13 protein-coding genes and 1 pseudogene are annotated in these 10,892 nt (G+C 56.8%); 8 read left to right on the forward strand and 6 right to left on the reverse strand.

Annotation, left to right across the window (positions count from 1 at the left end; translation table 11 throughout):
• The coding region (locus tag B4F27_RS00220) for an efflux RND transporter periplasmic adaptor subunit (protein WP_286758540.1) at positions 1–959 on the reverse strand (959 nt) is incomplete at its 3' end.
• 78 nt (positions 960–1,037) lie between these two features.
• Here B4F27_RS00220 and B4F27_RS00225 point away from each other — a divergent pair.
• On the forward strand, positions 1,038–1,622 hold the full coding sequence (locus B4F27_RS00225) for a TetR/AcrR family transcriptional regulator (RefSeq protein WP_286758541.1): 585 nt from the start codon (positions 1,038–1,040) through the stop codon (positions 1,620–1,622).
• Between the two features lie 92 nt (positions 1,623–1,714).
• Here B4F27_RS00225 and B4F27_RS00230 read toward each other — a convergent pair whose 3' ends face one another.
• Positions 1,715–2,212 carry a TetR/AcrR family transcriptional regulator gene (locus tag B4F27_RS00230; RefSeq protein ID WP_074635779.1) on the reverse strand — a complete coding sequence of 166 codons (498 nt, stop codon included), beginning with the start codon at positions 2,210–2,212 and terminating at the stop codon, positions 1,715–1,717.
• 194 nt (positions 2,213–2,406) lie between these two features.
• On the opposite strand from B4F27_RS00230, the gene B4F27_RS00235 reads away from it, so the two are divergent.
• Complete coding sequence (locus B4F27_RS00235) at positions 2,407–2,619, forward strand: hypothetical protein (protein WP_286758552.1); 213 nt, start codon at positions 2,407–2,409, stop codon at positions 2,617–2,619.
• A pseudogene (locus tag B4F27_RS00240) lies at positions 2,534–2,877 on the forward strand (IS3 family transposase); the annotation flags it as partial. The gene B4F27_RS00235 and the pseudogene B4F27_RS00240, both read left to right, overlap by 86 nt.
• Positions 2,878–3,263: 386 nt before the next feature.
• On the opposite strand, the gene B4F27_RS00245 reads toward B4F27_RS00240, so the two are convergent.
• Both B4F27_RS00245 and B4F27_RS00250 read right to left on the reverse strand, forming a co-directional pair.
• Entirely contained in the window at positions 3,264–3,830 is a 567-nt protein-coding gene (locus tag B4F27_RS00245) for a 3'-5' exonuclease (RefSeq protein ID WP_286758551.1), read from the reverse strand.
• A complete protein-coding gene (locus B4F27_RS00250) occupies positions 3,830–4,474 on the reverse strand; it encodes a TetR/AcrR family transcriptional regulator (protein WP_286758542.1) in 645 nt (214 codons plus the stop codon). The genes B4F27_RS00245 and B4F27_RS00250 overlap by 1 nt, the downstream gene beginning before the upstream one ends.
• Positions 4,475–4,509: 35 nt before the next feature.
• On the opposite strand from B4F27_RS00250, the gene B4F27_RS00255 reads away from it, so the two are divergent.
• The 3 genes from B4F27_RS00255 to B4F27_RS00265 all read left to right on the forward strand — a co-directional run bounded on the left by B4F27_RS00255 (position 4,510) and on the right by B4F27_RS00265 (position 5,523).
• Positions 4,510–4,722 carry an alpha/beta fold hydrolase gene (locus B4F27_RS00255; RefSeq protein ID WP_286758543.1) on the forward strand — a complete coding sequence of 71 codons (213 nt, stop codon included), beginning with the start codon at positions 4,510–4,512 and terminating at the stop codon, positions 4,720–4,722.
• Between the two features lie 16 nt (positions 4,723–4,738).
• Positions 4,739–4,963, forward strand: a complete 225-nt coding sequence (locus tag B4F27_RS00260) for a hypothetical protein (protein ID WP_286758544.1) — start codon at positions 4,739–4,741, stop codon at positions 4,961–4,963.
• Positions 4,964–5,142: 179 nt separating this feature from the next.
• On the forward strand, positions 5,143–5,523 hold the full coding sequence (locus tag B4F27_RS00265) for a hypothetical protein (RefSeq protein WP_286758545.1): 381 nt from the start codon (positions 5,143–5,145) through the stop codon (positions 5,521–5,523).
• 11 nt (positions 5,524–5,534) lie between these two features.
• Here the strand turns inward: B4F27_RS00265 and B4F27_RS00270 are convergent, their stop codons facing one another.
• Positions 5,535–6,137 (reverse strand): TetR/AcrR family transcriptional regulator, encoded by a 603-nt coding sequence (locus B4F27_RS00270; RefSeq protein ID WP_286758546.1) that lies wholly within the window; start codon positions 6,135–6,137, stop codon positions 5,535–5,537.
• Between the two features lie 144 nt (positions 6,138–6,281).
• Here B4F27_RS00270 and B4F27_RS00275 point away from each other — a divergent pair, with 144 nt between their 5' ends.
• Complete coding sequence (locus B4F27_RS00275; RefSeq protein WP_286758547.1) at positions 6,282–6,746, forward strand: (2Fe-2S)-binding protein; 465 nt, start codon at positions 6,282–6,284, stop codon at positions 6,744–6,746.
• A 3-nt stretch (positions 6,747–6,749) separates the two neighbouring features.
• Positions 6,750–8,939, forward strand: coding sequence for a xanthine dehydrogenase family protein molybdopterin-binding subunit (locus B4F27_RS00280; RefSeq protein WP_286758548.1), 2,190 nt, complete (start codon positions 6,750–6,752; stop codon positions 8,937–8,939).
• A 1,625-nt stretch (positions 8,940–10,564) separates the two neighbouring features.
• On the opposite strand, the gene B4F27_RS00285 is transcribed toward B4F27_RS00280, so the two are convergent.
• Positions 10,565–10,892 (reverse strand): hypothetical protein (locus tag B4F27_RS00285; protein ID WP_286758549.1); only part of this gene is annotated, 328 nt, incomplete at its 5' end.

Below are 10,892 nucleotides of genomic sequence, written 5' to 3' on the forward strand. Positions count from 1 at the left end.
GCAGTCAGTTTACCTGAGTTGCCACGCGTCGCTGCACGCTGCGGAACAAGGTAGGCTTGCATCGTGCCAAGCACGATTTCCCCCCGCACAAACATGCCCGGAAGGATAATGTGGTCCGGGTTGTCAAAGGTGAAACGGATGGTCACGGTTCCGGTGGAGGTCGAGACATTGTTACCCGGCGTGACCAACTGCCCGGTTCCACGATAGATGTCGCCGTTCTCTAACGTCAATGTCGCTTGAAGGGTGTCGTTTTGTTGCAGATCACCTTCGGCAATGGCGCTGCGCACCGACAGGATACGCGCGCTTGCCTCCATCATATCCACATAGATCGGATCTGAGGTGACGATGCTCGTCAAAGCGTCGGCCTGCCCAGCCGTAACCAAATCCCCCACCGAAACGGTTGATACATCTGCACGCCCGGCGATCGGGCTGGTCATCGTCGTCCACGACAGCTCGGTCTCGGCATATTCAACCGCCGCTTTGTTTGCATCAAGCGTGGCCTTTGCTTCGGCCAGACTGGCACGCGCCGCTTCGACCTCTGCCTCGGTGTAGCCGCGTCCGGAGAGTTGTTCGGCGCGGTCATAGGCCGCCTGCTTCACAGGCAGGTTGGCTTCGGCAGTGGCCAGATTGGCACGGGCTGTCGCGACAGCCGCGAGATAGGAGGCATCGTCGATCCGGAAAAGCGGGTCCCCGACCTCAAGCAATTGTCCGGGCGTGTAGAGGATCTCTTTGACCACACCGCCGACACGCGGGCGCACTTCAACGTCTTGAAACGCAACGGCCCGGCCCGGCGTGGTCACAATGCGTGGGATTTCCTCCATCTGAATGTCGATCACACCTACTTCAAGCGGCCCCGCCGCGGGCATGCCATCGGGAGGGCCGCCCTGCGCGCTCGCCATCGTGGCAGCCCCCGCGAACGCAAGCGCTGCGCCAAACATTTTCCAAACGCCGATTTTCATGTGCTTCTCGATCCTTGACTATCCAGCAGGTTTGGTGCCTTGTAGGCAGATGTTGCACAGTGCGCAAGGAATTCAGACATGACAGTTTCGTTACGAGAGCGAAGACGACAGCAGACGGCACGTGAGATTCAGCTGGCGACGCTGGATTTGGCCGTTAAAAAAGGGTTAGAGAATGTGACGACCGAGGAGATCGCTGCGACAACTGGCATCAGCACGCGCACTTTCTTCAACTACTATACCAACAAGGAAACGGCTGCGGTTGGGGCCCCGCCCCCCTTTTCGGAGGCTGCGAAAGAAGCGTTACGCAGCGGAAACGGACCGCTCGCGGACGATCTCAAGATGTTCTTGGATCAACACTTCGCCGCGCTGACCAATGATGAACCTATTCTCAAGATGATCGGCACGGTTCTGCGTTCAAACGAAAAAGCGAGAGGTATTCTGCAGGGGTTTCTGGTTATGGAGCGCAGAGAGCTTACAGAATGCCTGAGCCAGCGCGTTAAGAACCCGCAAGCCGCCGCTGCACTTGCAAATTACACGACCGACGCCGTGGGCAGGGCAATCTTCCTCTGGGAGCACGGGGAAGGACTGTCACTGGGTGCCGCGTTGGACACAGTTTGGGAAGGAACAATCGCTGCGGCGGCCCTATTGACGCCGCCGTCCTGATTTCTTTCCGAGCGTTACGTTCGGGCACTTCGGGCGAAGGAGTTTGATTTCGGCGACAACCCTTTGCCGAAGGCAGTCCGGGTGCCGAACGATCAGGCGAAGGTTTCCGCCACTATTTCTTTCGCGAACCCAGCGTCCAACACCCCGCGGTTCAGCAAGCGATACCAGAACGCGCCATGTATCAAGGCCGACAGTGTCTCCACGTTCCGCCCCGGCGAAAGCTCTCCGCGGTCCTGCGCCCGGCGGAGCAAAGCGGTGATCAAAGCTCGTAGGGTGTCCCCGTCGATGCGCAAGTGTTCGAAAATACGGATCAGGAAATCTTCGAGCAAGGTCCGACAATCCTCTGCCCCGTCCCAAGAAGGTTCAGCGGCATAGGTGTTGCTCTGCTCAAAAACGGCTTCGAGGACAAGGTCAGCCTTCGTATTCCAGCGGTTGTAGAGCGTTTGGCGCGCCACGCCAGCCTGCTCGATGATTTCCGAAACCGAGATTTTCTCATAGCCCAGTTCCCGAACCCGACGTAGAGCCACAGCCTTCAATGCCGTGCTGGCGTCTTGATTTGCGGGCCGCCCGCTTGGCCTTTTGCCCGACATGCACAGTTCCTGTTCATAGATGCAGAATAGTCCGTGATTGATCACTAGACGGCCGTCCGCTAATTGAAAATAGACCGCCGTCTAATATTATTGTCGGTGCCGAGCTGTCACAGATTTCCCTTATCCCAAAATGGGCCTTTGCCGTTACCGCCACCTTGGGCCTTTTGTCCCTCTTTCCCCCATTGGCAACCGATATGTACCTCGCCGCACTCGGTGAGCTCGCGGCCTCCATGAACGCCACCCATACGGCCGCTGAACTTTCGCTTTCGATTTTCTTCCTCGGCCTCTGTTTTGGGCAGGTTCTCATTGGTCCTTTGGCTGATACTGACCTGGGCGACACAATCGCGGCAACCAACAGACCTCGTGGTGCAAGCCCTTCTGATGGCTGTCTGGCGACGCAAACCTAAGCGACGCGTCCTGATCCACACGGATCAAGGCTTGACGAATATAGGAGCTTCAATGCGATCGTTGAGAGCTTCTTCAAGCTGCTCAAACGGGAACACGTACGGCGTCGAACATATAAGACCCGCGAGCAGGCCAGACAGGACATCTTCGACGACATCGAAATGTTCTATAACCCGAAACGCAAACATGTCAGAAACGGTATGCTGTCGCCTGTCGACTTCGAAAACAGACAGGTCAATGTGAACCAAGAAGGTGTCTAGGAGACCAAGGGCTATTCACCTTGTGAGCAACTTTGCACTTGCAGCAAATGACCGCTTCTCGTCGAAGATGTCAGTCGATACGAACGGCCCAAAGCCGACATTTGCCCAAGTCCTTCGATGCGGCGGTTGCAGCACACATTGCCGACCTTTGCTGCAAGAGCAAAACGTGATGCGGGCCGAACTGACCCAACGCGGGACAAAGCTGCCACGTAGCCACTTAAACTGGATCTCCTCTCCGACACCCGGATGCTCGCGAGGAGCCTGGCCTTGGATGGTAGTTCAAATGGTTTCGGTTCCGCTGAGCGACGCATTGGCGGACCCGAAATTATCGGAAGCTATGACTGGGGCTGGGGCTGGGGCTGAGGCAAACGGCGGGTGGGCCGCCCTTACAAGGGGAGCGACAGTTGCACGGGTTTGAACAGCCGGTGGTCTTTGGTCGTGGCCTGCGCCCGCAGAACTACCATCGCAGCGGCGCGGGCGTCTTCGCCTGCGTCATGGTGGTGAAAGTCAAGGTTCAGCACCTGTTTCAGTTTGCCCAGACCGTGGCCGCCGTTGCCCTTCAATTCGGGCCATGCCTTGCGCGCGATGGTCACGCTGTCGTGCCATGTCAGGTGTGGCCGCGGAAGGCCCTGCGCTTTGCATGCGGCGTTGATCGCATGTTCATCGAACCTGCTGTGCTGCACCATCGGGTGGCGTGACAGCAACGGCCAGATTTGGGGCCAGACCTGCGCAAAGCTTCCGGCGCCGCGCACAGTCTCCGGCCCGATCCCGTGCAGGTCAACATTGAAAGGCGCGAACGGCATAAGCGGGTCGACATAGGTAGACCATGTAAAAATGCTGTCATCAAAGCCAACGCAGGCGATCCCGATCTGGCAAATACTGGCGCTGTCGCCACAGGCGGTTTCTACATCCAGTGCAATGAACTGGAAATCACCCACGGGCAGAGGCCGCATCAATCCGGCGCTCCCCGAAGCCGGGCTTTCAACACAGCGATGAGCATGTCAGACGCCGCACGCAATTCCGCGACATCCCCTGTCAGACGGGAGTAGGACCAAATACCCCGCACCGAGATCATGATATAGCGCGCAAGCGCCTCGATTTCGGCATCACTCAATGAGCCATGATCCCCATTCTCATGGGACAGCACCTTGCGAAAGCCTGCTGTCAGGCGATCGCTATGCGCGCGCAGCTTTTGGCGGGTTTCCTGCGCATCTTCAGGGATCTGGGACAGTGTGTTGCCCACAAGGCATCCCTTACCAAAGCCGCCCGAGTCCTCGAAACGCGCCAGAAGGTTATCGAAATACTTTTGAATGCCCTCGATTCCCGCGCCTTCGGCCTCGACCGGTGCAAAGGCTGGAGTGACGACGGTGTCTTGGTATCTGTCGAGACAGGCATGGAACAGATCCTCCTTGCCGCCAAAATCGCTGTAGATTCCGGCTCGGCTCACGCCGGTTTCGCGCACCAGATCGCCCATGGAAACAACGTGGAAACCAGTCTTCCAGAACGTATTGAGCGCACTGTCCAACAGGTTTTCGCGGGATTGAGATTTCGCTCTTGGCATTTTTGACCTTGTTTCAGAATGATCGTTCTTCCACATCCACCCCGACTCAAACACAAGCCCGAGGTACTCACATGACTACGTCTTTCCGCGACAAAAAGAAATTTGCCACCGTCCATGGCAAGCAGATGACCTATATCGAAGAAGGGACCGGCGATCCGATTGTCTTCCTGCATGGCAACCCGATGTCGTCCTATCTGTGGCGCAATGTGATGCCCCACCTTGCCGGGAAAGGCAGGTTGATTGCGCCAGACCTGATTGGCATGGCCGCGTCAGATCCCGATTGAAGGGCAGCCAGCAGATGTGACGGAAATCGTCGATGCCTATGTCGACTGGCTTGGCAAGACATCAATTCCCAAGCTCTTCGTCAATGCGGACCCCGGCGTGCTGATCACGGGGGCGGTACGTGACCGTGTGCGCAGTTGGCCCAATATCACCGAAGTGACTGTGCCCGGATTGCACTTCATTCAGGAAGACGCCCCGGACGAGATCGGTTTAGCCGTGCGTGATTGGCACGCCAGCCTGTAACCCCACCAGTTGCGCCGGGCGCGGACCACGATCGACCGCCGCAACAGTCGGCTTTCTACACAATGGCTCGGATGAGCCTGCAGAGGCAGCCGAGCTTGCCAATGCAACTCTCGCAGCTAATTTGCCAAAATCATCGGCAGGTTTTCCCAAATAACTGAACGACACAAAGGGCCACTGGCATGTTCAAGAAATTCATCATCGGCACTGCGTTGCTGAACTTTCTCTTTGCGCCAATGATCATCGGGCAGGCTTTGCAAATGCCCAACCCTGCGAATTTCGTGTTTTCCTTCACGCTTGCGGGTATCTTCATCATGGCCGCATCATTGTTGGTCTGGGCAACCCGCGATCTGGTCGCGCGCGCACCCGTTGTGTTCTGGAGCGCTATATCGCGTTTGGCTGCAATCACGGCTGTGCTCTACGCCGTGCCAAACGGGTTGGCTGATCCGTCGCAATACGCCTTTGTGGTGTTCGACGGCTTGGTCAGTTTGATCTATATCTTTGGGTCTCTTCGCGTCACAGGTCGTTCGGTGCTGGATTTCCTGCTGTGGCGGATCGCATGAGACCTGATTGCTCAGGCGCCATATTGGTTCATCATCATATCAACCGACTGGTCGATCATGGCGTCCATTTCGTCAGGACTAACCAAGGGAGCCCCCAACATGAACGGCCAAAACGCCTTGCCCTTCAACAATGATATGAACTCTTCTGCCGCTTGTCGGGGGTTTGGGATCGTCAGCACCCCGTCGGCGGCGGCCTCTTTGAACAATTGTTCAAAGGACGCCGTATAGTCGACTTCATTCTGGATTTCCCTGACAAGTTCCGGATCCCGCAAGATCTCAGTCATCAACATCTTGTTGGCGGTCATGACTTCGGGCGACGTGTACAGTCGCGCCTGCGCACGGCCCATCTCAATCAGTTGCTCTCGGATATCCATGCCGGGCTGGTAGCTGACCTTCAGGTTGTCCGCGATGACCCTCCATTGGCGCAGCATCAGGGTTTGGAAGAGCACTTCCTTGCTTTCAAAATACCGATACACGGTGCGCTTAGACGCACCGGCCCGCTTGGAGATTCGGTCCATGCTGGCCGCAAGGAACCCATTCTCGCAGAATTCATCAAACGCGCCTTGCAGGATCGAGTCACGTTTATCTACCGAATTTTCAGCCACTTCACTCATTCTGTCGGTCTACACACCACTTCCAGGAATTGCCATTTTTTTTGGCTTGGTAAACTTGCGGGTTTACCTGTGACTCTTTACGCCACATAAGTACACCGACCAGTTTACCCACATTCCAATCGTATTGCCAGATGGAGATTGACCATGACTATCAAGCTAAAAATTAACGGGGCCGAACGCTCTGTCGAAGCAGAACCGGGCACACCATTGCTGTGGGTGATCCGGGACGAACTGAAGCTGACCGGCACCAAATTCGGCTGCGGCGTCGCGTCGTGCGGCGCTTGCACCGTGCATGTCGACGGCGAACCGACCCGGTCGTGCCAGACCTATATCGAAGACGTCGAAGGTGCTGAAGTTTCCACCATCGAAGCGATTGGCGATGACAAGATCGGTGCCGCAGTACAGCAAGCCTGGAAAGAGCTCGACGTGGTGCAATGCGGGTACTGCCAATCTGGTCAGATCATGTCTGCGGTGGGCCTGTTGAAAGAAACGCCAAAGCCAACGCTGGAAGAGATTGACGCCTACATGGACGGAAATGCCTGCCGCTGTGCCACCTATCAACGTATCCGCGCCAGTATCCAGCGCGCCGCAGACATCGTGGAGGGTTAAGCCATGACCATCAACACATCCCGCCGCAGTTTCCTCAAAGGTGCAGGTGCGGCCGTTGCCGTTCTGGCCGTTGGCATTGACCCCAAGGGCGCGCTTGCCGCTTCGACGTCGGAGGCTGGCACAGCCATCACGCCCTTCGTGAAAATCTACGCCGATGGTACCGTTGCAGCCGTCATCAAGCACTTTGAAGGCGGGCAAGGCACCTCTACGGGCCTGTCCACGCTGATCGCGGAAGAGCTGAACATGGAGCTTAGCGATATCACCTTCGAAATGGCCCCGTCAGATACCGCCGTTTACAACAACCTGTTCTTTGGCGCGCTGCAAGGCACGGGCGGATCGACCGCGATGGCCAATTCGTTCATGCAATATCGCACCGCAGGCGCCGCCGCGCGTGACGTATTGTTGCAAGCCGCGGCCAAGGATTGGGACGTGGACACCTCTGAGCTGACACTTGCCAATGGCGTCATTTCAGGCGCGGGCAAAGAGGGCCAGATCGGTGAGTTTATCTCCACCGCTGCGCAGATCGCGGTGCCGGCCGAGCCCGTCCTGAAGGCCCCCGAAGACTGGACCCAGATCGGCAACACCCAAAAAGCGCGCCGCGACAGCCATGACAAGGTTAACGGCGAAGGCATCTATGGCATGGATATCCAACTGGATAACCAGATGGTTGCCGCGATCAAACGCATCCCGCAATACGGCGCAACTGTTGCGTCGTTCGACGATAGCGCCGCCAAGGACGTCACAGGCTTCATCATGGCCAAGGCGCTGCCCAACGGCGCGGGCGTGGTGGCCTATGCCGAAAACACCTGGGCCGCGTTTCAAGCGCGTGACGCGATCGAAGTTGAGTGGGATTTGAGCAAGGCCGAAACCCGCAGCAGCGACGAGATCAAGCAACAGCTACTGGCAGCTGTGAACACTGATCCGCAGTGGCAAGCATCCGAAACGACATTGGATGCGACGACCGCAGCGTTGCAAGGTGCCGCCCAAGTCGTAGAGCGCGAATTCTTCCTGCCGATGCTGGCCCATGCAACGATGGAGCCCCTGTCGGCCACCATCGCAGCCACCGAAGACGGCGGCGTGATCATGTATGACGGCGCGCAGGGTCCAACCATTAACCACGCCACGATGCACCAGATCCTTGGCATCCCGATGGACAAGATTGAGGTCAAAACCCTGTATGCAGGCGGGTTCTTTGGCCGTCGCTTCAACGCGGGTGCGGACTATATCGTAGAAACGACACTCGCCTTTTCGATGACCGACCAGACCCGCCCGGTTAAACTGGTCTGGTCCCGCGAAGATGACCTGTCTGGCGGCTGGTACCGCCCGGCCTATGCGCACAAGGTGCGTGTCGGTCTGGACGATGCGGGCAAGATTGTTGGCTGGGATCACCGCGTGGCGGGTCAATCCAATGCAAAAGATGGGCCATTTGACGCTTTCTATGTCAAAGACGGTGTTGACATCTCTTCGGTGGAAGGGACGGCAGAAAATCCATATGCGATCCCCGGAATGCACATCGGCTTGACGGACGCGGCTCCGACAACAACCGTCAACTATTGGCGTTCCGTCGGTCACAGCCATAACGCCTATGTCATGGAAACCATGATGGATGTGGCCGCCGCCGCAGCCGGTCAGGATCCCGTCAGCTTCCGTCTTGCGTATTTGCCCGGCGACACGGTTGATCAAAAACGCAAAGCTGACGTCCTGAAACTGGCTGCCGAGAATGCCGGGTTTGGCAAGCCGTTGCCCGACGGGCATTTCCACGGTGTGGCCGTTCACAAATCCTTTGGGACCTACTGCGCGCAGATCTGCGAAATCTCGATCGACGAAGATGACTATGTTCAGATCGAGAAATACACCGCAGCCGTCGACTGTGGCGTGGCGGTGAACCCCGATGTCATCAAAGCCCAGGTCGAAGGGGCGATCGGCTTTGGCGTCGGTCACATCATGCGCGATCAGATCACGCTGGATGGCGGCGTCGTAGTGCAGCAAAACTTCCCCGACTACGAACCGCTGCGGATGCGCGACATCAAGTCCATCGAGGTGCATATCGTCAAGACAAACGAAGCACCCTCAGGCATTGGCGAGCCGGGCACACCGCCGGCGGGTCCAGCGCTCGCCAACGCAATCGCAGCCTCCGGGCGTGATCTGGTGACCCACCTGCCGATGATCGAAAACGGTGTGGATTTCGCCTGACGACCCTTTAGACCGCCGCAGCCATAGGGGTGCGGCGGTCTATCAATACCGGCTCCACAACCTTGCACGCGACACTGCGTCCCGCGCGGTTCAGAGCTCCTCTTCAAGCTATAACCATAAATGCGCCACCACTGAGTGCCTGCTTCTGGCTGTATTTCAACGGCGGCTTCCAAGATGCTCTACCATAGAAGCGCAATTGCAGCGAACTTCCGCAATCCGCCCTACCTATCGAAAGACGTAAGCGCCCCATAAGAGACGTTCGTCACTGCAATCGGTGCCGCACTGACCAATGACGGGATCCAAGAGCTGCCGGAAATGATCCGCGCTGCTCGCATCACCGACAAAACATGGCATCCTTCGCGCATCGTTCTCGGAAGGGCTGGCACTATCGAACCTACTTAGCAGCATCATTTCGAAAGGCGACCATAAAGCCCCTTATTTGCCGCAATAGCAGGATCGGAAACCGTAGCGTCCTGTAGCAATTCAGGCCTCTCAAAGGCAAGAAAGCCGCGAGATACCCTTATTTCCTTGGGACAATCAGCTATATTCAGAGATTTAAATGGTGCCCAGGGGCAGCTTGGGTTTCCCCGTTGTGTTCCCGTTACAGGCACCTTGTCTGCCGACAGCCTCAGTAAAACAGGGGGTATCAGCAGGTGGCTCGAAGGGTCAACAGGCACGATGTGTCCTACGGTCTGTCCTACAGTGCTTCCCGAGCGGCTCTGATGGGTTTACCGAGCGAGTGAGCGGTTTCAGGTGAAGGCCATCATATCGGTGAACAGCGGCTGTGGTCTGCCATACGGGGCTAATCCTACCTTTTTTGCTATTACCCCACCCCACAGGGGGGGGAAGACAGGAATGACGATCTATAGAGAGTTGCTCAGATTTTTGCTATCAAATCGGGCCTTAGGAAGGTGTGCTACCGAAGTGGGGGGACACCATCAAGGTGATCCCTCCCTTCGTCATGCTTATTCGTTCACAGAGGTAATCGTGGTTGGTCTACCCACCTGCCTCCACCTTAAGGGGATCATCGTGTAATCTATAAGTAGGGGAGAACCCTTAGTCTTGCTTGAGGAGCACGGGAGATTACCTAAGGGGTAACTAATAGGTTAACCTTGGGTATCACTTATCATAAGGGGGGTAAAATCCCCCTTCCTTATAAGGCATTGTTTCAAAACATATTAATGACGCGACCCCATTCCCCATAAGTGGCTCATGAGGATAGGCATCAGCGATCATCTACCTCGAATGGGCTTTGGGGGGGGCACGTCCACAAGGCTAGCGTTGCAGGTAGGTCACGCCCGCAGGTATTAACCTCCGCGAAGGCGCTGAGCGGCCTTCTGAGGACCGCAAGAGCAGATGCCTGGGGTATCCCCTAGTGAACAGCGCAATGTGGCTCAGTGGGCCGCTGCGGGCTCTGCGTGATGCGGGTACGGCACAGGTAAACGGGCATGGACTTTCGGAGCCTCCAAAGAACGCCCAACACTCAAGCGATCCGGCTAGATCTTTGCTAAGCCGCTCCTCCCTAGCTGTTGCTCAGTAGAGGTCCTGTTATCGTACCAACTCCAAGCATAGACAGAAGATAGGTGAATACAGCGGAAACAAATCGCTTCAAGCTAGCGCCGAACTTAAGCCATAAGCCTGTTGCTCCCGATCTCGTGAAGCAATTTCTGAAATCTTAGTTCGCCTGCCGTCGGGTGGGGGAGATGGTGATGAAATGTGTAGCAAATCCAGATGCCCAGCATACTGTGCTCGGTTTCGCCAGCGGCAACGTCTCCCTTCGCAGGGCTCAAATCCGCTATCAAGCGATCATCTCTGGCCGCTGTGATGCGAAGAACTGAGCCGAGGGTGTACAACCGACGTTGAGTACTTGTAATGCCGATACCAAAACCACGGGTCATCAGCTCTTCGTCAAGAGCGATAAACTGGGTCGAACTTCGGTCTCGACTTGCGCTC

The organism is Sulfitobacter sp. UBA1132, assembly GCF_002311545.1.
Classification (GTDB): domain Bacteria; phylum Pseudomonadota; class Alphaproteobacteria; order Rhodobacterales; family Rhodobacteraceae; genus Sulfitobacter; species Sulfitobacter pontiacus.

Coding starts and splice junctions, on each gene's coding strand:
- B4F27_RS00225 (WP_286758541.1), top strand. CDS start 1,038: ATGACAGTTTCGTTACGAGAGCGAAGACGACAGCAGACGGCACGTGAG.
- B4F27_RS00230 (WP_074635779.1), bottom strand. CDS start 2,212: ATGTCGGGCAAAAGGCCAAGCGGGCGGCCCGCAAATCAAGACGCCAGC.
- B4F27_RS00235 (WP_286758552.1), top strand. CDS start 2,407: ATGTACCTCGCCGCACTCGGTGAGCTCGCGGCCTCCATGAACGCCACC.
- B4F27_RS00245 (WP_286758551.1), bottom strand. CDS start 3,830: ATGCGGCCTCTGCCCGTGGGTGATTTCCAGTTCATTGCACTGGATGTA.
- B4F27_RS00250 (WP_286758542.1), bottom strand. CDS start 4,474: ATGTGGAAGAACGATCATTCTGAAACAAGGTCAAAAATGCCAAGAGCG.
- B4F27_RS00255 (WP_286758543.1), top strand. CDS start 4,510: ATGACTACGTCTTTCCGCGACAAAAAGAAATTTGCCACCGTCCATGGC.
- B4F27_RS00265 (WP_286758545.1), top strand. CDS start 5,143: ATGTTCAAGAAATTCATCATCGGCACTGCGTTGCTGAACTTTCTCTTT.
- B4F27_RS00270 (WP_286758546.1), bottom strand. CDS start 6,137: ATGAGTGAAGTGGCTGAAAATTCGGTAGATAAACGTGACTCGATCCTG.
- B4F27_RS00275 (WP_286758547.1), top strand. CDS start 6,282: ATGACTATCAAGCTAAAAATTAACGGGGCCGAACGCTCTGTCGAAGCA.
- B4F27_RS00280 (WP_286758548.1), top strand. CDS start 6,750: ATGACCATCAACACATCCCGCCGCAGTTTCCTCAAAGGTGCAGGTGCG.